Raw genomic sequence first — 22,577 nt, 5'->3', positions numbered from 1 at the left:
CCAACTGATACGCTGGGACAAGCCTGCCGCATAATTTGATCAAATTATGCTTGCCCATCGTCTGGCGCCGCCTATAGTGCCGCCAAACCCCCGGAGGATCAGATGATCGAGAAACGCGACTTCTACATCAACGGCGCCTGGGTCGCGCCCCTGACCCCCCGCGACTGCGAGGTGATCGACCCATCGACCGAAGAGCCCTGCGCCGTGATCTCGCTTGGCAGTGCCGCCGATTGTGATCGGGCGGTGGCCGCCGCCAAGGCCGCCTTCCCCGGCTGGGCCGCAACGCCCCCCGCCACCCGCCGCGCCTATGTGGCCAAGATCCTTGAACAATACGAGGCGCGGGTCGAGGAAATGGCCAAGGCCATCTCGATGGAAATGGGCGCACCGATGGATCTGGCGCGCAATTCGCAGGCCCCCTGCCTGCCCTGGCACCTGAAGAATTTCCTGACCGCTTTTGACGAAATCGAATGGGTTCGGCCGCTGGGCGACCATGCCCCGAATGATCGCATCGCGCTGGAACCGATCGGGGTTGTCGGTCTGATCACGCCGTGGAACTGGCCGATGAACCAGGTCACGCTGAAGGTGATCCCTGCGCTGCTGGCGGGTTGCCCCTGCGTGCTGAAACCATCCGAGGAATCGCCGCTGTCCTCAATGCTCTTTGCCGAATTCGTGCATGATGCGGGCCTGCCGCCGGGCGTGTTCAACCTGGTGAATGGCGATGGCATGGGCGTGGGCAGCCGTTTGTCCGAACACCCGGATGTGGAAATGATCTCCTTCACCGGATCGACCCGCGCGGGCAAGGCCATCAGCAAGGCCGCCGCCGAAACGCTGAAACGCGTCACGCTGGAACTGGGCGGCAAGGGGGCCAACCTGATTTTCGCCGATGCCGATGATCGCGCCGTGGAACGTGGCGTGCGCCACATGATGAACAACACCGGCCAAAGCTGCAACGCGCCCTCGCGCATGCTGGTGGAACGGTCGATCTATGATGCCGCCGTGGAAAAGGCGGGCGAAGTGGCCCGGTCGATCGCGGTCGGCCCGGCATCGGAAGAAGGCCACCATATCGGCCCGGTGGTGAACAAGCGCCAGTGGGAACAGATTCAGGGCTATATCCAGAAGGGCATCGAAGAAGGCGCGCGTCTGGTGGCGGGCGGTCTGGGCCGGCCCGAACACCTCAATCGCGGTTACTTCGTCAAACCCACCGTCTTTGCCGACGTGACCCCGGGCATGACCATCGAACGCGAAGAAATCTTTGGCCCCGTCCTGTCGATTATCCCCTTCGATACCGAAGAAGAGGCAATCCGCATCGCCAATGACACGCCCTATGGCCTGACGAATTACGTCCAGTCGCAGGATGGTGCTCGGCGCAACCGTCTGGCCCGCGCGCTGCGGTCGGGCATGGTGGAAATGAACGGCAAATCGCGCGGTGCCGGATCGCCCTTCGGCGGCATCAAGGCATCGGGCCGGGCACGCGAAGGCGGGCATTGGGGGATCGAGGAATTCCTTGAAGTCAAGGCGATCTCTGGCTGGGACAGTGCAGCAGAGTGATTGACCGCATCCCGGGAAACGGCCACCTTTCAGGGGCCGTTTCCCGCCGGAGTTGCCATGCCCCGCCCCCTTCCAGGCCCGCAGGGCCAAAGCGTTGATCTTTGCCCGGTCGGTCCGTTGCGCCTTCTGTTCGTGATGGCCGCCGAGGCAGAGTATGGCCCCCATCTTGCGGCCCGGTTCCGCCCGCTTCTGTGCGGCATCGGCCCGGTTGAGGCCGGGGTGACGCTGACGCTGGCCCTGTCGCAGTTTGCCGCCCTTGGGGCCCTGCCTGATCTTGTGGTATCGCTGGGCTCTGCCGGTTCGGCGCGGCTGACCAAGACCGGGGTCTATCAGGCCATCAGCGTCAGCTGGCGTGACATTGATGCCTCGCCACTGGGTTTTCCCAAGGGGGTCACGCCGCTGTCGGGCCTGCCCGCCACGCTGCCCCTGCCCCTGCGCATCCCGGGCCTGCCCATGGCCACGCTGTCCACCGGGGCGGATGTCGTGTCGGGCGCAGGCTATGCCGCCCTGCCCGAAGACATGGTCGATATGGAAACCTGGGCCGCGCTGCGCGCCTGTCAGGCCTTGGACTTGCCGCTGATCGCGCTGCGTGGCATTTCAGATGGCGACCGTGCGCTGGAAGGCGTTCACGATTGGCACGAATACCTGCACATCATCGACGAAAAACTGGCCGGGGCGGTGGACCGGTTGACCCAGACCCTTGCCAGCGGTGGGCTGGCAGCCCTGCGCTGACCCCTACTCTGCCACTGCCTGCGGAGCAGAGGCCCAGACCCGGCGCGCCAGTTCCCCCGACAGATGCGCGATGCGCCCGGCGCAAAGCGTCATTTCCACCCGATGCGTTTCGGGATGCACCACCACCAGATCGGCCCGCGCGCCAAGGCCCAGATGGCCGCGATCCGCCATGCCCATGATCCGTGCCGGATGTGCCGATATCAGCGCCCAGGCCGACGGCAGATCAAGCATACCCCGTGCCTCCAGCGCAAAGGCCGCCTGCGCCAGAGCGGGATAGTAGTAGTCAGACATCAGCGCATCGACCAGGCCTTCGGCAATCAACGCCTCGGCGGCGATATTGCCCGACTGGCTGCCGCCCCGCACCACATTGGGGGCGCCCATCAACACCGGATCGCCTGCCGCGCGGGCAGCACGGGCGGCATCAAGCGTTGTCGGAAACTCGCTGATCGGTGCCCCGATGTCACGATAGAAGGCCCGGGTTTCGGCGCTGTCGTCATCATGCGATCCCAGCCGCACCCCCATCCGGGCAAAACGTTCGGCAATCGCGGCAAGAGCTGCCGACACAGCAGGCGCCTGCGCGGCAGCGGCCTCGACAATCGCCATCATCTCGGCCCCGCTGCGGCGGGTCTGGGCCGCCCATTGCGCCAGCCGCGCCGGATCGTTGCGCGCCATGTCCTGCGCTTCGGGCAGATGGTTGTTGAACACCACGAAATCCACGCCATGCGTTTCGACCGCCGCAATCACCTCGGGATGTTCATCGGTCACATGGGTTTCCAGCCGCAGCTGCATCCGCAGATCGGGCAACAGCGCCGGGCGGGCACGGCCAATGGCCTCCATCAGCGCAACCGCCGCCGCGCCCGACCGATGCGCACCCTCCCAGCTCCAGCTTTGGGCGAACCATGCGGTCGTGATCCCGTTCACCGCCAGTTCCGCAGCCGCCGATGACAACGCCTTCACCCGGTCAAACGGGGCAGACGGGCGCGGGGTCAGATGCCGTTCGAACCCGTCGCCATGCAGGTCGATGATGCCGGGCAACAGCAGATAGTCCGACAGGTTCACCTCGGGCGCGGAGCCTTCCGCGATATGGCCATCGGCGATGGTCAGGGCATGATCGGCCATCCGCCCTTCCATCAGGCAGCGGGCATGGGTCAGACGCAGGGGGGCGATGCGGGGCATGGGCATGGTTCCTTTCAAGGCGCCCCGCCTAGCGCCTGTGGATGACAGGGCGATGACAGCCCGGATCAGCCGGGGGTCACCGTCAGGGTCACCCGGTCACCTGCGAACCATGTGATCCCGAATTCCACCGGGGCGCCACCTTCTGCCACATTCACCGCCACCGACCGCAGCAAAGGCGCCCCCGCAGGCAACATCAGCGCATTGGCCTGCAGCCCGTCGGCCAGCACCGCCGTCAGCCGGGTTTCGGCGCGGGTATAATCCGCCAGACCACAGGCCAGCAGCGCGGCGGTGACAGAAGGATGATCGCGCATCGCGACCAGCAGATCGGGAAAGCGTTCGGCCGGAAAGACCGACCGGAACAGCGCCTGCGGCTGGTCATCGGCCAGCGAAACCCCTTCGATCACATGCACGGCCTTGCCGGGGTCCAGCTTCAGCGCCTCGGCCTCGGTCGATGTGGCGGGGCGGGTTTCCAGCCGGGTGATCCGCCGCGAAGGGCTGCGGCCCGATGCCAGCACGTTCTGGTGAAACCGCACGCGGCGGCCCAGCGGGTATTCGGTCGGCTTGCCAGTGACATAGACCCCCGATCCACGCCGAGCATGCACGACTGACTGTTCGGCCAGATGCGCCAATGCCTGCCGGATCGTATGGCGGTTCACGCCAAAGCGCGCCGCCAGCGCGGCCTCGGTCGGCAATTTGGTGCCTGGCGCATACAGCCCCTCGGCGATTTCGCGGCCAAGCGTGGAGGCGATGGTCTGCCAAAGCGGAGTTCGGGCCATGCGGGCTCCTGTCATGAAGATTTCACAAGTCCGGGCTTGGCCTTTCGCGCCGTCGCCGCTATGATTTGTCTAGTTGTATAGTGTCCTAGACAAATCAGCAAGATGTCGAGATCAGAAATGCAAAGCCTGCCCCCCCTTGATCGACCGGGCTGGATGGCCCTTCTGGCCAAGTCCAGCCCGGCACGTCTGGCCGCGCTCATGCCGCAATTGCCTGACCACGAAACCCTGCGCGCGCCGGAAATCGGCGCGGTGATGGTGCGGGGCCGCACCGGGGCCACTGGGGCCCCGTTCAATCTGGGTGAAATGACCGTGACGCGCTGCGCCGTGCGGCTTGGCGATGGGTCGGTGGGCCATGCCTGGGTGCAGGGCCGCGACCGCGATCATGCCCGGCGCGCCGCTGTGGCCGATGCGTTGTTGCAGGGCGAAACAGCCCCGCGCATCCGCCGCGACGTGCTGGAGGTGCTGGCCGCCGATGCCGCAGCGGCCCGCGCCGCCCGTGCTGCCCGCGCGGCTGACACAAAGGTGGATTTCTTCACCATGGTCCGGGGGGAAGACCAATGAACGCCGAAGCCCTGTCCGGCGGCTTTGCCGATGCGCCGATCCAGTCGGCCCGCGCCTTTCGCAGCGTGCTGGAGGCGATGGCCCACCCCGGCACCATTCACCGGCTTGATGGCGCCGTGCCGCCAGAGCCGCTGAGTATCGCGGCGGGGGTGGCGCTTCTGACATTGGCCGATCCGACCACGCCGCTGCATCTGGCCGGTGCCGCCGATACCCAGGCCGTGCGTGACTGGATCGCCTTTCACATCGGGGCCCCCTTGGTGGATGCGTCAGAGGCCAGCTTTGCCCTTGGCAGCTGGGCCGACCTGTCCCCGATCGACCGGTTTTCGCCGGGCCTGCCGGATTATCCCGACCGTTCGGCCACGCTGATCGTGCTGTGCGATGCGCTGTCCGATCAGGGCGCGCGGTTGTCCGGCCCCGGCATCCGCGAAACGGCGCAATTGTCCCTGCCCGAAACGGCGGCCTTTCAGGCCAATCGGGCGCTGTTTCCGATGGGGCTGGATTTCCTGTTCACGGCAGAAGACCGGATCGCGGGCCTGCCCAGATCAACCCGGGTGGAGGAACGCTGATGTATGTCGCAGTCAAAGGCGGCGAACGCGCCATTGATGCCGCCCATGCCTGGCTGGCGGATGAACGGCGGGGCGACCGCAGCATTGCCGCGCTCACGATCCCGCAGATCCGCGAACAGCTGGCGCTGGCGGTGAACCGGGTCATGGCGGAAGGCTCGCTCTATGATCCCGATCTGGCCGCGCTGGCGATCAAGCAGGCGCGGGGCGATCTGATCGAGGCGATCTTCCTGATCCGCGCCTATCGCACCACCCTGCCGCGCCTGGCAGCATCCAACCCGGTGGAAACCGCCGCCATGGCGGTGGATCGCCGGGTCAGCGCCACCTTCAAGGATGTGCCGGGCGGGCAGATCCTTGGCCCGACCTTCGATTACACCCATCGCCTGCTGGATTTCGCATTGATGGCCGAGGGCGAGGAACCGCAGCCTGCCGCTGGTGCCGCGCCCGCAGAACCCGCCGCCCCGGCAGACAGGGTGCCGCATGTCACCGGGTTTCTGAACCGCGACGGGCTGATCCAGCCCGAACCTGCCTGCGACACCCCGCCGCCCGATCTGACGCGCGAACCGATGGAACTGCCCGCCGCCCGCCCGTTGCGGCTGCAGGCGCTGGCCCGGGGAGATGAAGGTTTCATCCTCTCGCTCGCCTATTCCACGCAGCGCGGCTATGGCCGGACCCATGCCTTTGTCGGCGAATTGCGCATCGGCACCGTGGCGGTCGAGGTGGATATCCCCGAGCTTGGCTTCGCGGTGGAGATCGGCGAGGTGGAGCTGACCGAATGTGAAACGGTGAACCAGTTCACCGGCAGCAAGACCGAACCGCCGCAATTCACCCGGGGCTATGGGCTGGTCTTCGGCCAATCCGAACGCAAGGCCATCGCCATGAGCCTGGTGGATCGCGCATTGCGCTGGCGTGAACTGGGCGAAGACAGCGCCGGGGTTCCGGCCCAGGATGAGGAATTCGTCCTGATGCATTGCGACAACATTCAGGCGACCGGCTTTCTGGAGCATATCAAGCTGCCGCATTACGTCGATTTCCAGTCCGAACTGGAGCTGATCCGCAAGCTGCGCGCCGCCGCGGCATCTGACAGGCAGCAGGAGGCGGCGGAATGACCCTAATCGCCCCCGCCATCGCCACCCCCGTCATCGCATCCGGCACCACCCGGTCCGCCGGGCGAGGGCGGCTCGATTCCTGGAAGTCCGTGTTTGAGCGCGTAATAGCGCACCGCGATCAGGCCCAAACCGATGGCCCCCAACCAATGAATGAATTCCAGCATTCCCTGCCTCTGTCCCAAGGGTCCCGCCATGTCTGATGCCTATAACTTCGCCTATCTGGACGAACAGACCAAGCGCATGATCCGCCGCGCCATCCTGAAAGGGATTGCCGTTCCCGGCTATCAGGTACCCTTTGCCAGCCGCGAAATGCCCATGCCCTATGGCTGGGGCACCGGCGGGGTGCAGGTGACCGCCGCCTGCCTGACCCCGGAAGACACGCTGAAGGTCATTGATCAGGGGGCCGATGACACGACAAATGCCGTGTCGATCCGCAAGTTCTTTCAGCGCACGGCAGGCGTCGCGGTGACCGAAGCCACGGCGCAGGCCAGCATCATCCAGACCCGCCACCGCATTCCGGAAACCGCGCTGACCGAAGGCCAGATTCTGGTCTATCAGGTGCCGATCCCGGAACCGCTGCGCTTTCTGGAACCGCGCGAAACCGAAACGCGCAAGATGCACGAGTTGGAGGAATACGGGCTCATGCATGTGAAACTGTATGAAGACATCGCCCGCCACGGCACCATCGCCACCAGCTATGCCTATCCGGTAAAGGTGGAAGGCCGCTATGTGATGGACCCGTCGCCCATTCCGAAATTCGACAATCCGAAACTGTCGGACAGCCCGGCGATCCAGTTGTTCGGGGCGGGGCGCGAACAGCGCATCTATGCCCTGCCGCCGCATACCAGGGTGGTCAGTCTGGATTTCGAAGATCATCCGTTCGAACCGTCGAAAGCCCCGCATGATTGCGATCTGTGCGGCGCCTCCGACAGCTATCTGGACGAGGTGATCACCGATGATCAGGGCGGGCGCATGTTCGTCTGTTCCGATACCGATTTCTGCGCCTGCCGCCGGGCACAGGGCCACAAGGGCCGGCTTTGGGCCGGTGACGAAAGGGGTGCCGCATGAAGGATATGGTTCAAACCATCACCGATACGCCGCTGTTGCAGGTCACGGGGCTGGAGCGGCGCTATGGTCCGCGCATCGGCTGCACCGGCGTGTCCTTCGATCTGTTCCCGGGCGAGGTGCTGGGGATCGTGGGCGAAAGCGGTTCGGGCAAATCGACCCTGCTGTCCTGTCTGGCGGGCCATCAGCGGCCCGACCGGGGCCAGATCCGCTATGACGGGCGCGATGTGCTGGCCATGGCCGAAACCGAACGCCGCCGCCTGTCGCGGACCGAATGGGCCTATGTCCACCAGAACCCGCGCGACGGGCTGCGGATGGGCGTCAGCGCGGGTGGCAATGTCGGCGAAAGGCTGATGGCGGTGGGCGGGCGCCATTACGGACGCCTGCGCGATACCGCGCTGGATTGGCTGGGACGGGTGGAAATCGCGGGCGACCGGATCGATGACCGGCCTTCGGCCTTTTCCGGCGGGATGCAGCAGCGCCTGCAGATCGCCCGCAATCTGGTGACCGGGCCGCGGCTGGTGTTCATGGATGAACCGACCGGGGGCCTTGATGTCAGCGTGCAGGCCCGCCTGCTTGATCTGCTGCGCGGTCTGGTGCGCGATCTTGGCCTGTCGGTCATCATCGTCACCCATGATCTGGCCGTGGTGCGGCTGCTGGCCGACCGGTTGATGGTGATGAAATCCGGGCATGTTGTGGAACAGGGTCTGACCGATCAGGTGCTGGACGATCCGCAACATGCCTATACCCAGCTGCTTGTCAGCTCTGTCCTGCAGGTGTGACCCATGATCCGCATCGAAAACCTGTCCAAGAACTTTACCCTGCATAATCAGGGCGGCACGGTGATCCCGGTCATGGCCGGGGCCTGCCTTCAGGTGGCCCCGGGCGAATGTGTCGCACTGACCGGCCAGTCGGGTGCCGGCAAATCGACGCTGATGCGCATGGTCTATGGCAATTACCTTGCCGCTTCGGGGTCGATCATGGTGGGCGGGCTGGATGTGGCCCGCGCCGCACCGCGCCAGATCATCGCGCTGCGCCGCGAGACGCTGGGCTATGTCAGCCAGTTCCTGCGCGTGGTGCCCCGGGTGCCGACGCTTGATGTCGTGGCCGAGCCACTGCTGTCGCTGGGCCATCCAGGGGACGATGCGCGTGCGCGTGCGGCCGATCTGCTGGCGCGGCTGAACATTCCGCGCAGGCTCTGGTCGCTGTCACCCACCACCTTTTCGGGGGGGGAACAGCAGCGGGTGAACATCGCGCGCGGCTTTGCCCATGCCTACCCGGCTTTGCTGCTGGATGAACCGACGGCCAGTCTGGATGCCACCAACCGCGAGGTGGTGATGACCCTGATCGAAGAGGCCAAGGCGCGCGGCGCGGCGATCCTTGGCATCTTCCATGACGAGGCCGCCCGCGACCGGCTGTGTGACCGTCAGGTCGATGTGACGGGCTTTACCCCGGGGCTGGCGGCATGATCCACGCCATTGTCGGCCCTTCGGGGGCGGGAAAGGATACCTTGATGGCGGGTGCCCTGCGCGCCCGGCCCGACCTGCATCTGGTGCGCCGCACCATCACCCGCCCTGAAGCCGCAGGCGGCGAGAAATTCGAAGGCGTCACTGACGCCGAATTCGCCGCACGCAAGGCGCGGGGCGATTTCGCGCTGGACTGGCAGGCGCATGGGCTGTGCTATGGCCTGCCCTGGGCAGAGTTCAACCGTCCGGGCCATGTGGTCTTCAACGGATCGCGCGGGGCGCTGCTGGCCGCGCGGTCCGTCTTTCCCGATCTGCGGGTGATCCTTGTCACCGCCCCGCCCGAGGTGCTGGCCGCAAGGCTGGCACAGCGCGGGCGCGAACCGCTGGAAGATATCGCCGCACGGCTGGCCCGTGCCGATTTCGCCCTGCCACCCGGCATTGCCGCCACCACAGTGATGAATGACGGCACCGCCGAACAAGGGATCGCGCGGTTGCTGGCCGCCTTTCAGCCGGTCAGCGCATGACGGCCCAGCAGATGAAAGCGCCCCTCTGCATCTTCGCCAAACAGGCAGAGATCCTCGATCACGAAGGGCCGGGGCAGCACGGGGTCAAAATGCGCCGCCAACAGCGGTGCCACATGCGCGGCCTCATCCGCCGCCAGCCGGTCGGTCAGCGTCAGGTGAAAGCGGAATTCCTCGAACACGAAGGGATAGCCCCAGCGATCCAGCAGATCGCGTTGGCGCGGGGTCAGGGTTTCGGGCTTGCGGCGTGCGATCTCGGCCTCGGACAATGGCGCGCGCAGCGGATCGGTGGCCTCGACCACCGCCGCACCAAGCGCCAGCAGGGCCGACAGATCGCCCTGCGGGATCAGCGCCAGAAAGCCGTGAAGATCCTCCAGCCGCAGCCCCTCGCAGGGCACGGCTGGGCTGCGCGCAGCCAATGCGGCGACAGCGTCGCTGATCTGGTCTGGCGTAACCCCATCGGCCGGACGGAACGGCGCACGGATGGTGCCGTGAAAGCCGTAGCGGCGCGGATCGGTGGTGATTTCAGCCACCGGGCGCGGCAGGCCTGCCAGGTCGGGCTGGGCAACCGGCTGCCCGGTTGCGGCATCCCAACCCAGCCAGGCGGCACTGCGCGCGGCAAAGGCACCGGGGCGCGGGGCAAAATAGACGGCGTAGCGTTTCATTATCATCATGCAGGGCGCTGTAACGGGGCGATGTCACATATATGTGACGCGATGATGCCAGAAGGCCCGTTCCAGACCCGCGCGACAAGTGGAAAGATCAGAAGATGAGCCAGGAAATCATTCTTGCCAATGCGCAGCTTGTGCTGCCGGATGCGGTGCTGCGGGGCCAGATCCGCCTGCTGGACGGCCGGATCGCCGATATTTCGGAAGGCAGCGCCGTGCCCGCAGGCGCCATGGATTGCGAAGGCGATCTGGTCATGCCGGGCCTGATCGAACTGCATACCGACAATCTGGAACGCCATATCGAACCGCGCCCCAAGGTGAACTGGCCCCACGCCGCCGCCATCATCGCCCATGATGCCGAACTGGCCAGCGTGGGCATCACCACCGTTTTCGATGCGCTGCGGGTGGGCTCTGTCATCTCCAACGCCAAGGCCAATTACGGCGAATATGCCCGCGATCTGGCCGATGAAATCCTTGATCTGCGCGCCAAGGGTGCGCTGCGGATCAGCCATTTCCTGCATCTGCGGGCCGAAGTCTGTTCGGAAACCCTGATTGCCGAACTGGACAAGTTCGGCCCAGATGACCGGATCGGCATTGTCAGCCTGATGGACCATACGCCGGGGGAACGCCAGTTCCGCGATGTGACGCAACTGCGCAACTATGTCTGCGGCAAGCATGGCATCAGCCATGCGGAATTTGAAGATCATGTCGCCAGCCAGAAGGCGCTGACCGCGCGGCTTGGCCCGGCGCATGAGGCGGCGGCAGTGGCGGCTGCCCGGCGCTATGGGGCGGTGCTGGCCAGCCATGATGATACCGAGGCCGGGCATGTCGCCCGCTCCGCCGAACATGGAGCCCATTTTGCCGAATTTCCCACCACGGTCGAGGCGGCGCGTGCCTGCCACGATCACGGCATCAAGGTGATGATGGGGGCGCCGAACCTGATCCGGGGGGGCAGCCATTCGGGCAATGTGGCGGCGCAGGCGCTGGCCGAGGCGGACCTGCTGGACATCGTTTCATCGGATTATGTGCCGTCTTCGCTGCTGTCGGCGGCGCTGATGCTGGGCGATCTGTGGGGCAACCCGGCACGCGGCATCGCCACCGTGACCGCCGCCCCCGCCGATGCCGCCAACCTGCCTGACCGGGGCCATCTGGTGCCCGGCGCCCGCGCCGATGTGATCCGGGTCACCCGGATCGGCGCAGCGGGCGCGGTGCGGGGCGTCTGGGTGCAGGGCCGCCGCATCGGCTGACCGCCCTACGCCCCCGGCTTGCGGCGATGCTTGCAGGTTTACCCTTGATTCATCAGGGTATGCGCATGGTGTGACCAGCAAGCAGGGGGCGACATGGGCGTCGTGCAGCCATCACCACTTGAACCTGCATGGCCCGGCGATCCATCGGGCCTGTATGCTTTGGTGATCGAACTGCTGGGCCAGATCCTTCAGGCGCCCCTGGCCGAAACCGATGCCACCATCAACGCGGCACTGGAACGCATGGGGTCAGCCGCCGCAGTGGACCGGGCCTATGTGTTTCAGCTGCGCGACGGGCTTTGGCTGGACAATACGCATGAATGGTGCGCCCCGGGGATCGAAGCGATGATCTCCCGCCTGCAAAACGTGCCGCGGGACGAAGTTGGCCCGCTGATGGATCAGCTTGCAACCGGTCAGGCCGTTCATGTCGCGGATGTCGCAGCCCTTCCCGATGGCCCGCAAAAAGCACATCTGCAGGCACAGGACATTCGCACGGTTCTTCTGGTGCCGCTTGTGGCCGAAGGCCGGATGACCGGGCTTGTCGGCTATGATGTCACATGCGAATCCCGCCAGTTCCAGCAGCATGAGGTGACCTTGCTGCGCGCGGTAGCGGGGGCCATCGGTTCGCTCCTGCAACGCAGCGCGGCGCATGAAGCCGAAGAACGCGCCCACCGCGAATTGCAGGCCACCTTGCACGCGCTGCCCGACCTGATCCTTCAGATTGATGATGAGGGCCGGTATGTCGATTACCATTCGGCCCGCGCCGATCTTCTGGCCCGCCCCCATGCCGAAATGATTGGCCATCTTCTGGAAGAGGTGGTGCCCCCGACTGTTGCCACGGTCGCGCGTCAGGCCATGGCCGAGGCCGATCGCGCAGGCCGCTCTGCGCAGCGGCGCTACAGCCTGCCGGCGTCCGGCGGCGAACGCTGGTTCGATTTCAGTTGCGCCCGCAGGCCCTGCGCCTTTGAGGGGGATCGCAGCGGCTATGTCTTTGTCATCCGCGAAGTGACTGCAGATCAACAGCGCCAGAACCAGCTTCTGGTGCTGGAAGAGGTCGTTCGGCTGATGACGAATCTTGTCGTTGTGCTGGATTGCAACCGCCGTATCCTCTGGGCCAATCCTGCCTTTGAAACACGATCGGGCTATCGGCTGACCGAGGCCCTGGGGCGTGATCTGTCCGGTTTTGCCCGCAGCCCTGATACACCCGCCGAAACCATCGCCCTGATCGACCGGGCCTTTGCCTCCGTCAGCCCCTGCCGGACCGAGATCGAGAATATCGACCGTCGCGGCAACCGTTACTGGACGGACATGACTTTGCACCCGCTGCGCAATGCGCAGGGCACCCATATCGGATTTGTCTCGGTCGAGACCGACATTACCGAAGGTCGCAACCACGCGGCGCGGCTGGCGGAACTGGCCCGGCAATCGGAAACCGCGCGCCGCCAGCTGCAAACCGCGATCGAGGCATTGCCGGATGCCTTCGTCTATTTCGATCCAGAAGACCGGCTGACGCTGTTCAACCACCGCTATTCAGAGTTCTTCCCCGAACTGGAAGGCGTGATGAAACTGGGAACGCCCTTCAAGGATATTCTGCGCTGCGGGCTGGAACGTGGGGTTTACCGCGATGCCATCGGTCGCGAAGAGGCGTGGCTGGCCGAAAAGATGCGTCTGCATCTGCAAGACCTGTCCCTGCACGAAATTGAACTGTCGGATGGCCGCTGGCTGCGGGTTCTGGAGCGCGCCACACCCGAAGGTGGCCGGGTCGGAATGCGCATCGACATCACGGCCCTGAAACGCGCTGAACGTCGGCTTGAAGATATCATTGATGCCGCAGATGCAGGAACCTGGGAATGGGACATCACGACAGGGACGAACCGGATCAATGCCCGCTGGGCATCGATCCTTGGATACCGGCTTGAGGAAATCGAACCGCTGACCATCCGGTTCTGGGAAGATCAGCTTCATCCCGATGATCGGCCCAGTATCCATGCCGAACTGGAACGGGTGTTCAGCGGCGAAGAAGAACACCTGACCTATGCCTTCCGCATGCGGCACAAGCAGGGCCATTGGGTCAATATCCAGTCGCGCGGCCGGGTTTCCCGCTGGGATGCCGATGGCCGCCCGGTCGAAATGGTGGGTGTGCATATCGACGTGACCGCATTGAAACAGGCCGAACAGCGGTTGGAAGATATCATTCAGGCGGCCTCGGTCGGCACATGGGAACATGCGAATGGCGTGAATACGATCAACGGAATCTGGGCCGAAATGCTGGGCTATGACGCGACGCACCTGACTGCCGACCCGGATTACTGGCCAAGACTGGTGCATCCCGATGATATGCGCAATCTGGAAACCGGCCTTTTGGCAAAGCTTGCAACCGGTGTGGACCGGTTCGAAAACGAACTGCGCCTGCGCCACCGTGACGGGCATTGGATCTGGGTATCGTCCCGTGGGAAAGTGACCCGCCGCGATGCCGAGGGCCGGGTCGTGGCGACAGCCGGTATTCATATCGATATTACCGAGGCCAAGAGCCGCGAAATGGCGCTGCAGAAGGCCTATGACGACCTCAATCAGGCCACATCGGAACGGGATACCGCGCGGCAATTGTTCGCCGATATCGCATCCGTCAGTGCCGACTGGTTCTGGGAAACCGATGACCACCACCGGCTGACCTTCCTGTCCGACAGCCTGACCCGCGCCACGGGGCTTGATCCGGCGCGGCTGCTGGGCAAGACCATGCACGAAATCGCGGCCCGCACCCCTGCCATGCTGCAAAGCGCCGATTGGGATGCCCTGACCCGCACGATTGAGGCCCGGGCGACGATCAGCGATTTCGTCTATATGGTGCCCCGCCAGACCGGGCAGACTTGGGTGCGCACCAGCGGCACCCCGGTCTTTGCCGCCGATGGCAGCTTTCTGGGCTATCGCGGCGTCTGTTCCGACATCACCCAGCTTTACATTGCCAAGGAACGTGCCGAAGCCGCGAACCGGGCAAAATCGCAGTTTCTTGCGAATATGAGCCACGAAATCCGCACACCGCTGAACGGGGTTCTGGGCATGGCCGAGCTTTTGTCGGATGCGATCAGCGATCCGGTGCAGCGCCAGATGATCGGAACGATCCGCGAATCCGGCGAAGGTCTGCTGAACGTGTTGAACGATATTCTCGATCTGGCCAAGGTCGAAGCGGGCAAGCTGGATCTGGAGCTGAGCAGCTTTGTGCCCCGCGATCTTGCCGCCAAGGTCGAGGCGCTTTATTCCCTGCGCGCGCATGACCGGGGCCTGTCCTTTTCGGTGCTGGCCGATGCCGGATCGTCGCGCCCGCGACTGGGCGATCCGCATCGCATCCTGCAGGTGCTGCACAACCTGATCAGCAATGCGATCAAGTTCACCCATGAAGGCTCCATCACCGTGGTCATGCGGGCCAAGACGGGCTGCCCGGTGGAGATCGAGGTAAAGGATAGCGGGATCGGCATGACCGAAGAACAGGCCGCGCGGGTGTTCGAGGATTTCGAACAGGCCGATGGGGCCACATCGCGGCGCTATGGCGGCACGGGGTTGGGCCTGTCGATCGTGCGCCATCTGGTCGAGTTGATGAAGGGGTCGGTGTCGGTGTCCAGTGAACCGGGCCGGGGCACGACCGTCAGCCTGACCCTGCCGCTGACCGAACCCGAAGCCGTGACCCTGCCCGAAGCCCCCGCCGCCACAGAAACACCGCTGGCCTTCCCCGGGCTGCGTGTGCTGGTGGCCGATGACAATGCGACCAACCGTCTGATCCTGAAGGCGATGCTGGGGGCGCTTGGTGTCATGGTCACCTGTGTCGAGGATGGCGAAAGGGCGATCACGGCGGCGGCGGGGCAGGATTTCGATGTGCTGATGCTGGATATATCGATGCCGGGCAAGGATGGGGTCGAAACGCTGGCCGCGATCCGCGACATGCAACTGCCCCAACCGGCCATTGCGGTGACCGCCAATGCGATGAAACACCAGATCGACAGCTATTTCGAGGCGGGCTTCGCCGATTATGTGGCCAAGCCCTTCCGGCGCGACGATCTGGCCCGCGCCCTTGCCCGCGTGAGGCAGCCCGCGCCGGGCTGACCCCCCCAGCCCCCCATAACGCAATCTTTATGGGTGCAGGGCCGTCAGGCGCTGGCACGACCCGCGCGCTGCCGCTAAGGTAACGGTCAAATCACCGGAGGCGGGATGGGCGACGGGGCGGAAACATGGCAGGCATCGCCCAAGGGGCGGCGGATGCGCGGGTTCGAACCGGCTTCGGGCCTGTTGAAGGACCGCATCCGCAGCGCCGGTGAAAGCCGGGGCTTTGCCGTCACCCGGCTTCTGACCCATTGGCCCGAGGTGGTGGGCGAAGATCTGGCCCGGCTGACCCGCCCCGTGAAGGTGGGCTATGCCAAGGGGGCCTTTGGCGCGACGCTGACCTTGCTGGTCAGATCCACCGATGCGCCGATGGTTCAGATGCAATTGCCCCGTCTGCGCGACCGGGTGAACGCCTGCTATGGCTATGCCGCCATTGGCCGTATCACCCTGACCCAGACGGCCCCGATGGGCTTTGCCGAAGGGCAGGCCCAGTTTGACGCCGCGCCCGTCGCGCCACCCCCCGCACCTGCGCCCGAAATCCTGTCCGCCGCCCGCGATGCCGGGGCGGGCGTGCAGGATGAAGGCCTGCGTCAGGCACTGGAAGCCCTGACCCGCAATTATCTGACCCGCAAGAAAGACAAGTGAGACTGAAACCATGAGCAGCATGAACCAGCGCCTCGCGCTTGGCCTTGGGGCCGCAGTGGCCGTGATCGCGGTGGCCGCCTATATCGGTTTTGCCCCGAAGGACCCGCCGGAACCCCAGGCGACGGCACCCGAAAGCAGCGCCCCGGCGCAGCCCGAGGCCACAGCCCCCGCCACCAGCGACACTGCTGCCCAGAACCCGGCCCCGGAGGCTGTACCCGCCCCGACACCTGCCCCCGATGCCTCGACCACCCTGCCCGAGGTTCCCGAACTGGTGCTGGGCAATCCCGATGCCAAGGTGACGGTGACCGAATATGCCTCATACACCTGTCCGCATTGCGCCACCTTTCATGATCAGGTCTTCAAGCAGTTGAAGTCGGAGTTCATCGACACCGGCAAGGTGCGCTTCGTGTATCGCGAGGTCTATTTTGATCGCTACGGTCTCTGGGCCTCGATTATGGCGCGCTGCGGCGGCGAGATGCGCTATTTCGGCCTGAACGGCATCCTGTTCGAAAAGCAGCGCGAATGGGCGGCATCGGATGATCCGGGCGTGGTGATCGAAAACCTGAAGAAGATCGGCCGCACGGCGGGCCTGACAGACCCGCAGCTTGAAGCCTGTTTCAAGGATGAAAAACTGGCCGAGGCGATGGTGGCAAAGTTCCAGCAGAACATGGAAGCCGACAAGGTTGAAGGCACGCCTTCGATCTTCATCAACGGCGAAAAGCACCCGAACATGAGCTATGCCGATCTGAAGGCCCTGATCGAGGCGGAGCTGGCCAAGTGACGACCCCGCTGGAAGGTTTGCGCGTCATTGAACTGGCCCGCATTCTGGCCGGTCCCTGGGCCGGGCAGACGCTGGCCGATCTGGGGGCCGATGTCATCAAGGTAGAGGCCCCCGAAGGCGACGATACCCGCCGTTGGGGGCCCCCCTTCATCGAACGGGAAGGCGACCGGTCGGCCGCCTATTTCCACGCCACGAACCGCGGCAAGCGCAGCATCACCTGCGATTTCCGCACCCCCGAAGGGCAGGAAACCGTGCGCCGTCTGGTCGCCGATGCCGATGTGGTGATCGAGAATTTCAAACTGGGCGGTCTGGCCAAATACGGGCTGGATTATGCCAGTCTCAGGCAGGTGAACCCCCGGCTGATCTATTGTTCCATCACCGGTTTTGGCCAGACCGGGCCCTATGCCCATCGCGCGGGCTATGATTTCATCATTCAGGGCATGGCCGGTATCATGAGCGTGACGGGCGAACCCGATGGCCAGCCGCAAAAGGCCGGGGTGGCGGTGGCCGACATCTTCACCGGGGTCTATGCGACAACCGCGATCCTTGCGGCACTGGTGCAACGCGGGCGCACCGGCACCGGCCAGCATATCGACATGGCGCTGCTGGATGTGGCCAGCGCCATCATGGCCAATCAGGCGATGAACTATCTGGCCACCGGCGTCGCCCCTCGCAAGATGGGCAATGCCCATCCCAATCTGGCCCCCTATGCGGTGTTCGATTGCGCGGATGGATGGCTGATCCTCGCCACCGGCAATGACAGCCAGTATCGCAAGCTTTGCGCCATTCTGGGTCTGGACGACATGGCCGAAGCGCCGGAATTCCTGACCAATGCCGACCGCATCGCCAACCGCGAAGAGCTGACCCGGCGGATCACGGCGGCCACGCGCCTGCGCAGCAAGGCCGATCTGCTGGCCGCCTGCGAAGCGCAGGGCGTTCCCGCCGGGCCGATCAACGACATGGCCGAGGTCTTCGCCGATCCGCAGATCGTGGCCCGCGCCATGCAGATCGCGCCGGGCGGCGTGCCGGGCATGCGCAGCCCCATGGTCTTTTCAGGGGCCGATCTGGCACTGGATCGTCCGGCCCCCAGGCTGGGCGAGCATCAGAAAGACATCCTTGGCCCGTGAACCGCTGCAATTCGCAGCAGTTTCCGGGGGCGCGTGGCCATGTCCGCCACGCGCCTTTTACTTTTCCCTGTCATCCGCTAGGGTCGCGGCAACAGGAAAACGGAGTGACATTCCATGGCTCAGCGCCTGCATCTGGTTTTTGGGGGCGAATTGGTCAGCCCCGGCAAGAACGTGTTCAAGGATGTGAAGAACATCCATATCGTCGGCATGTTCCCCGATTATGCCAGCGCCTTTTCGGCCTGGAAGGCAGAAGCGCAGCGCACGGTCGATGATGCGCATATGCGCTATTTCATCGCCCATATTCATCGCCTGCGCGACGAGGCACAGCCCGGCTCGGCGACCGAGGAACTGGGGCTCTGACCCTGGCAGCGGCCCATGGCAATCGGCCTGACCCTTTACCAGCTTGCGGGCCGGCGCACCGGGCCGGAGGTTCTGGCCCGGCCTGACCGGCCAAAGGGTCGGCTGGTCTGGCTGCATGCGCCGGGCATGGATCAGGGGCGCGGCCTGTGGGAACTGGCCCGCCATATCCTTGAAGAAGACGGCCATCCGGTGCTGATCACCGCGCCCGAACCCGGCCCCCTGCCCGAAGGCGCCCTGTGGCAACCCGTTCCGGGGGAGGGCAGCGCCGAATTGCGGGGCTTTCTGGATCATTGGCGGCCCGAGGCGATCCTGTTTTCCGGTGGCGAACTGCGCCCGGCGATGATCCTTGAGGCGGCCGAGCGTCGCATTCCCATGGCGATGGTGGATGCCCGCGCGCCGGTGCTGCCCCCGGGGCGCGAAGGCTGGTATCCCGGGCTGATGAAATCGGCCCTGTCGCATCTGGCCGAAATCCTTGTGGTCGATGATGGCGCGGGCCGGGCCATGCGCAAGGCAGGTGCGCATCGCATCGCCGTAACCGGGCGGCTGGAAGAACCAAGCGCCATCCTGCCCTGCACCGAGGCCGAGCGCGCGGCGCTGGCCCGGCAGCTTGTCGCGCGTCCGGTCTGGCTGGCAAACGGCCTGCCCGAGGCCGAAGAACCCGCCGTGATCGAAGCCCATCGCTCCGCCCTGCGGCTGGCCCATCGGTTGCTGTTGATCGTGGTGCCGCAAAACCCTGATCGCGCGCCGGTTCTGGCCGAACGGCTGGAGCGCGCCGAAGGCTGGCAGGTGGCCCTGCGCAACCGCGATGAGGAACCCGAACCGGAAACCGAAGTGCTGATCGCCGATGCGGCAGAACTGGGCCTGTGGTATCGCCTCGCGCCGCTGACCTTTCTGGGCGGATCGCTGGCGGGCACCGGCTGCCAGTGCGACCCGATGGCCCCGGCGGCGCTTGGATCGGCGCTGATCCATGGGCCGCGCCCGGGGCCGTTCGGGCTGGCCTTTGGCCGGTTGGGCGCGGCACGGGCGGCGCGGTCGGTCGGCTCTGCCGCCGATCTGGCCGAGGCGCTGGCGGAATTGCTGTCGCCCGACCGCGCGGCCCGTCTGGCGCAGGCGGCATGGGGGGTCTGTTCTGACGGGGCCGAGGCGTCAGAGCGCGCCCTGGCCCTGCTGCGCCGCCTGTTGGGAGAGGCGTGATGCGCGCGCCAGCCTTCTGGGATCGCCCGAAACCCACGGTTCTGGCCCGGCTGCTGCAGCCCTTGGGCGCAATCTATGCGGCGGCCACCGCCCGGCGTCTGACCCGGCCCGGCTATCGCGCCTCGGTCCCGGTGATCTGTGTCGGCAACCTGCATGCCGGGGGCACCGGCAAGACCCCCACCGCAATGGCGCTGATCGAACGGCTGTCGGGTGTCCATGTCGTCAGCCGGGGCCATGGCGGGCGGCTGGCTGGCCCGCTGCAGGTAGAACCGAAACACCTGGCCGATGAAGTGGGGGACGAGCCGCTGCTGCTGGCGGCCTTCTGCCCGGTCTGGGTGGCGAAGGATCGCGCGGCAGGCGTTCGTGCCGCCGAGGCGGCGGGGGCAAAGGTCATCCTGCTGGATGACGGGTTCCAGAACCCGGCGGTGGTGAAAGACCTGTCGATCATCGTGGTGGATGCCGCGCGCGGCTTTGGCAATGGGCTGTGCCTGCCCGCAGGTCCGCTGCGCGAACCCGTGGCGGTGGGTCTTGCACGGGCCGACCTGCTGCTGACCATTGGTGATGCTGCGGCGCAAACGGCATTCGATGCGCAGTTTGCCAGCCCCCTGCCCCGGTTGCGGGGGCGGCTGGAGGTGCTGCCCATGGGCATGGGTTGGCACGGCGAAAGGGTGCTGGCCTTTGCGGGGATCGGCCATCCCGAAAAGTTCTTTGCCACGCTGCGCGCCGAAGGGGCCGAGGTGGTGCGCGCCGAACCGCTGGAGGATCACCAGCCCCTGTCGCCCGCCCTGCTGACCCGGCTGGAGGCCGAGGCGATGGCCCGCGGGGCACAATTGGTGACGACCGAAAAGGATGCCGTGCGCCTGCCCGCCGCCTTTCGCCCAAGGGTGCTGACCCTGCCGGTGCGGCTGCGCCTGACCGAATGGCACCCGCTGGAAGCCGCGCTGGCGCGGATCGGCGTGCAGCTTGACCCGCCTGCCGCTTCCGGCATAGCTGGCAGCATGGACAGCCGGGGAAGCACGCAATGACCGAAGCCATGAATGACGCCCCCAAGGCGAAACGCCCGCAGCAGGTGTTCACCCTGGTGGTCGAAGTGGGCCGCAAGGCCGGTGACGGTCTGCCCGACAAGGCGACCGGCGGCGCGCTGATGATCTATGCCAGCGGCGTGGACGAGGCCGAAGCGGTACGCGAAACGGTTGCCATCCTGAAACAGGCCGACCTGGCCCCGCTGGATGTGTCCGGCTACGGATCGCTGGAGGAACGCGAGGCCGCAGGCGATGAGATCGATGCCGAAGAACGCGCCCTGATGCAGCGGGCGCTGGACGAAAATTCGGTCATCGTGGCGCAGATGACCCCGTTTTACGACTAGCTTGGCCGCAGCAGCACGCCTTCCCGCGCCGTCAATGCGGGCCGTGCCATGGGCGGGGCGCCAAGATCTGCCAGTTCGGGAAACAGCATCAGGATTTCCCTGCGGCTTTCGGCCTCCATCTTCGACAGGACTGTCGCGCCGGGATGGAAACTCTCGGTCGGCAGGCCAGCGGCAAAGATGATTTCGTGCCGGTCAAACAGAAGATGCACATAGGTCACCATGCCGCCATCCGGCCTGCGCCGGATCTTGCGGCCATCGCATAGCGCATGGGCAGGCACCAACACTTCGGCCTGCCCGAACAGCAATTCGGCCCGCGCCCCGGCCACAAGGATACGGTGCTGCGCCGAAACGCTGATCGTGCCATGATCGCCAAAGGTATGTGCCGCGATGCGCACAGGTGCCAGACGGCCCTGCGCAGGCACCCGCCGCTGCCCTGACCAGCGCACGGTCTGCAACCCGTGATCCTGCGTCAGCACCTGCATCCCCGGCCGGATCTGTTCGACCGGCAGATCACCAAGCGCGGTGCGGATCGGGGTTCCGGCGACGAAACAGGGCACCAGCGTTTCAACCGTGATATAGCCGACGTCGGTATTGCCGTATTCGTCTTCAACCGTATAGGTGAGCAGGTTTTCCTTTGGCGCGCTGTCGGATTCAAATGTCAGCGTGCCATCGGCATTCAGCGTGATCTCTTCCCCGGTTGGCAGGGTGATGGTGCTGCCTGCCACCACGGGCTGACCATTGATATGGGTGATGGTCAGCGCTGATCCGAGGGTGGAAACATCATTGTCCAGCACATCGACCGTCACACTGCCCTTCTTGCCCAGTTCGATCATGTCGTCCTGAGCCACCAGCGCCACCTGAACGCTGTCGCCGGCGATGAAAAGATTGCTGTCGTAAGTTGCGTCACCGGAATCGGCAATGCCGATCTTGATCGTATTCACCACCCCCGGATTGACCGGTGCCTTCAGCGTGAGCGTGATGGTGAACCCGTCCATCTCGGTGTTGAACTGCTGCGCAGAGGCCGGGTTATCGACATAAAGGTTCGAATTGCTGACATTATTTATGTTGTCGATGGTGATATCACCATTGCCGACCATCAGTTCGGCGCGCACCCCGTTGACCCAGATGCCCACCGCATCGTTGAACCCCGATCCGACATATTCGAGATATTCTTCAGACGAAAAGACAACCTGCATCGTCATCATGTTGCCGGTCGGAATGAAATCCGCCGTCAGCACCGCCGCATCGAAGGTTTCTGCCCCGGCCATCTGCGACAGACCGGCATCCCCGGCGGTGCCATGTATCGTCGAGGTTCCGGCCGAGATGTTTGCATCGCCCAAAGACTGGGTTATGTCGGTCACATTGCCGGTGGACAGGATCACGCCACTGTCGCTGGGGGCAACGCCCGGCATGGTGGTTTGCGCACCGGAATAGATGCCAGATGCCCCCTGTGCCCCGATATAGGTGGCATTCACCACGGAAATGCCCGAACCGAACATTTCATTTGCCATCTGCAGGGCGTCAGCCTGCGTGTTGATTGCCAGTTCCGATGCCGTTGCCATGCCGTTCCACACCCGCAGGAA

23 protein-coding genes are annotated in these 22,577 nt (G+C 65.1%); 18 read left to right on the top strand and 5 right to left on the bottom strand.

Annotated features, from left to right (window positions below; genetic code table 11):
• Positions 1–102: 102 nt before the first annotated feature.
• Entirely contained in the window at positions 103–1,548 is a 1,446-nt protein-coding gene (locus V6590_RS14635) for an aldehyde dehydrogenase family protein (RefSeq protein WP_335424377.1), read from the top strand.
• Between the two features lie 57 nt (positions 1,549–1,605).
• Positions 1,606–2,280, top strand: a complete 675-nt coding sequence (locus V6590_RS14630; RefSeq protein ID WP_335424375.1) for a 5'-methylthioadenosine/S-adenosylhomocysteine nucleosidase — start codon at positions 1,606–1,608, stop codon at positions 2,278–2,280.
• Between the two features lie 3 nt (positions 2,281–2,283).
• Here V6590_RS14630 and V6590_RS14625 read toward each other — a convergent pair whose 3' ends face one another.
• Entirely contained in the window at positions 2,284–3,456 is a 1,173-nt protein-coding gene (locus tag V6590_RS14625; RefSeq protein ID WP_335424373.1) for an alpha-D-ribose 1-methylphosphonate 5-triphosphate diphosphatase, read from the bottom strand.
• A gap of 65 nt (positions 3,457–3,521) precedes the next feature.
• Positions 3,522–4,232 carry a phosphonate metabolism transcriptional regulator PhnF gene (phnF, locus tag V6590_RS14620; protein ID WP_335424371.1) on the bottom strand — a complete coding sequence of 237 codons (711 nt, stop codon included), beginning with the start codon at positions 4,230–4,232 and terminating at the stop codon, positions 3,522–3,524.
• Positions 4,233–4,334: 102 nt separating this feature from the next.
• On the opposite strand from phnF, the gene phnG reads away from it, so the two are divergent.
• The 3 genes from phnG to V6590_RS14605 are packed head-to-tail and all read left to right on the top strand — an operon-like array spanning position 4,335 to position 6,465.
• On the top strand, positions 4,335–4,793 hold the full coding sequence (gene phnG, locus V6590_RS14615) for a phosphonate C-P lyase system protein PhnG (protein WP_335424369.1): 459 nt from the start codon (positions 4,335–4,337) through the stop codon (positions 4,791–4,793).
• Positions 4,790–5,359: a phosphonate C-P lyase system protein PhnH gene (gene phnH / locus V6590_RS14610; protein WP_335424367.1), complete on the top strand. Its 570-nt coding sequence runs from the start codon at positions 4,790–4,792 to the stop codon at positions 5,357–5,359. Before phnG ends, phnH begins: the two co-directional genes overlap by 4 nt.
• Entirely contained in the window at positions 5,359–6,465 is a 1,107-nt protein-coding gene (locus tag V6590_RS14605) for a carbon-phosphorus lyase complex subunit (RefSeq protein WP_335424365.1), read from the top strand. The genes phnH and V6590_RS14605 overlap by 1 nt, the downstream gene beginning before the upstream one ends.
• Before the next feature lie 2 nt (positions 6,466–6,467).
• On the opposite strand, the gene V6590_RS14600 is transcribed toward V6590_RS14605, so the two are convergent.
• On the bottom strand, positions 6,468–6,629 hold the full coding sequence (locus V6590_RS14600; RefSeq protein ID WP_335424362.1) for a hypothetical protein: 162 nt from the start codon (positions 6,627–6,629) through the stop codon (positions 6,468–6,470).
• A gap of 28 nt (positions 6,630–6,657) precedes the next feature.
• On the opposite strand from V6590_RS14600, the gene V6590_RS14595 reads away from it, so the two are divergent.
• The 4 genes from V6590_RS14595 to phnN are packed head-to-tail and all read left to right on the top strand — an operon-like array spanning position 6,658 to position 9,520.
• Positions 6,658–7,533 carry an alpha-D-ribose 1-methylphosphonate 5-phosphate C-P-lyase PhnJ gene (locus V6590_RS14595; RefSeq protein WP_335424360.1) on the top strand — a complete coding sequence of 292 codons (876 nt, stop codon included), beginning with the start codon at positions 6,658–6,660 and terminating at the stop codon, positions 7,531–7,533.
• A 5-nt stretch (positions 7,534–7,538) separates the two neighbouring features.
• Positions 7,539–8,312, top strand: a complete 774-nt coding sequence (gene phnK / locus V6590_RS14590) for a phosphonate C-P lyase system protein PhnK (RefSeq protein WP_335424448.1) — start codon at positions 7,539–7,541, stop codon at positions 8,310–8,312.
• Between the two features lie 3 nt (positions 8,313–8,315).
• Positions 8,316–8,999 carry a phosphonate C-P lyase system protein PhnL gene (gene phnL, locus V6590_RS14585; protein ID WP_335424358.1) on the top strand — a complete coding sequence of 228 codons (684 nt, stop codon included), beginning with the start codon at positions 8,316–8,318 and terminating at the stop codon, positions 8,997–8,999.
• Positions 8,996–9,520 (top strand): phosphonate metabolism protein/1,5-bisphosphokinase (PRPP-forming) PhnN, encoded by a 525-nt coding sequence (gene phnN / locus V6590_RS14580; RefSeq protein WP_335424356.1) that lies wholly within the window; start codon positions 8,996–8,998, stop codon positions 9,518–9,520. Before phnL ends, phnN begins: the two co-directional genes overlap by 4 nt.
• Here the strand turns inward: phnN and V6590_RS14575 are convergent.
• Complete coding sequence (locus tag V6590_RS14575; RefSeq protein ID WP_335424354.1) at positions 9,502–10,182, bottom strand: DUF1045 domain-containing protein; 681 nt, start codon at positions 10,180–10,182, stop codon at positions 9,502–9,504. The genes phnN and V6590_RS14575 overlap by 19 nt on opposite strands.
• A gap of 104 nt (positions 10,183–10,286) precedes the next feature.
• On the opposite strand from V6590_RS14575, the gene V6590_RS14570 reads away from it, so the two are divergent.
• From V6590_RS14570 to V6590_RS14530, 9 genes are all read left to right on the top strand, one after another.
• On the top strand, positions 10,287–11,432 hold the full coding sequence (locus V6590_RS14570; protein ID WP_335424352.1) for an alpha-D-ribose 1-methylphosphonate 5-triphosphate diphosphatase: 1,146 nt from the start codon (positions 10,287–10,289) through the stop codon (positions 11,430–11,432).
• Between the two features lie 93 nt (positions 11,433–11,525).
• Positions 11,526–15,524, top strand: coding sequence for a PAS domain S-box protein (locus V6590_RS14565; protein WP_335424350.1), 3,999 nt, complete (start codon positions 11,526–11,528; stop codon positions 15,522–15,524).
• A 105-nt stretch (positions 15,525–15,629) separates the two neighbouring features.
• Positions 15,630–16,166 carry a DUF721 domain-containing protein gene (locus tag V6590_RS14560; protein ID WP_335424348.1) on the top strand — a complete coding sequence of 179 codons (537 nt, stop codon included), beginning with the start codon at positions 15,630–15,632 and terminating at the stop codon, positions 16,164–16,166.
• Between the two features lie 10 nt (positions 16,167–16,176).
• Positions 16,177–16,947 (top strand): DsbA family protein, encoded by a 771-nt coding sequence (locus tag V6590_RS14555; RefSeq protein WP_335424346.1) that lies wholly within the window; start codon positions 16,177–16,179, stop codon positions 16,945–16,947.
• Entirely contained in the window at positions 16,944–18,074 is a 1,131-nt protein-coding gene (locus V6590_RS14550) for a CaiB/BaiF CoA transferase family protein (RefSeq protein ID WP_335424344.1), read from the top strand. Before V6590_RS14555 ends, V6590_RS14550 begins: the two co-directional genes overlap by 4 nt.
• A gap of 114 nt (positions 18,075–18,188) precedes the next feature.
• Entirely contained in the window at positions 18,189–18,434 is a 246-nt protein-coding gene (locus V6590_RS14545; RefSeq protein ID WP_335424341.1) for a DUF4170 domain-containing protein, read from the top strand.
• A gap of 15 nt (positions 18,435–18,449) precedes the next feature.
• A complete protein-coding gene (locus V6590_RS14540) occupies positions 18,450–19,628 on the top strand; it encodes a 3-deoxy-D-manno-octulosonic acid transferase (protein WP_335424340.1) in 1,179 nt (392 codons plus the stop codon).
• Complete coding sequence (lpxK, locus tag V6590_RS14535; protein ID WP_335424338.1) at positions 19,628–20,653, top strand: tetraacyldisaccharide 4'-kinase; 1,026 nt, start codon at positions 19,628–19,630, stop codon at positions 20,651–20,653. Before V6590_RS14540 ends, lpxK begins: the two co-directional genes overlap by 1 nt.
• On the top strand, positions 20,650–20,994 hold the full coding sequence (locus V6590_RS14530; RefSeq protein ID WP_335424336.1) for a DUF8846 family protein: 345 nt from the start codon (positions 20,650–20,652) through the stop codon (positions 20,992–20,994). Before lpxK ends, V6590_RS14530 begins: the two co-directional genes overlap by 4 nt.
• Here the strand turns inward: V6590_RS14530 and V6590_RS14525 are convergent.
• On the bottom strand, positions 20,991–22,556 hold the full coding sequence (locus V6590_RS14525) for a choice-of-anchor L domain-containing protein (protein WP_335424334.1): 1,566 nt from the start codon (positions 22,554–22,556) through the stop codon (positions 20,991–20,993). The genes V6590_RS14530 and V6590_RS14525 overlap by 4 nt on opposite strands.
• Between the last annotated feature and the right edge of the window lie 21 nt (positions 22,557–22,577).

Origin of the sequence: Gemmobacter denitrificans, assembly GCF_036964905.1 — a bacterium.
GTDB classification, from domain to species: Bacteria; Pseudomonadota; Alphaproteobacteria; order Rhodobacterales; family Rhodobacteraceae; genus Gemmobacter; species Gemmobacter denitrificans.
Note: the sequence above shows the minus strand (reverse complement) of the source record. Positions and strands in the feature narration are given on the sequence as shown.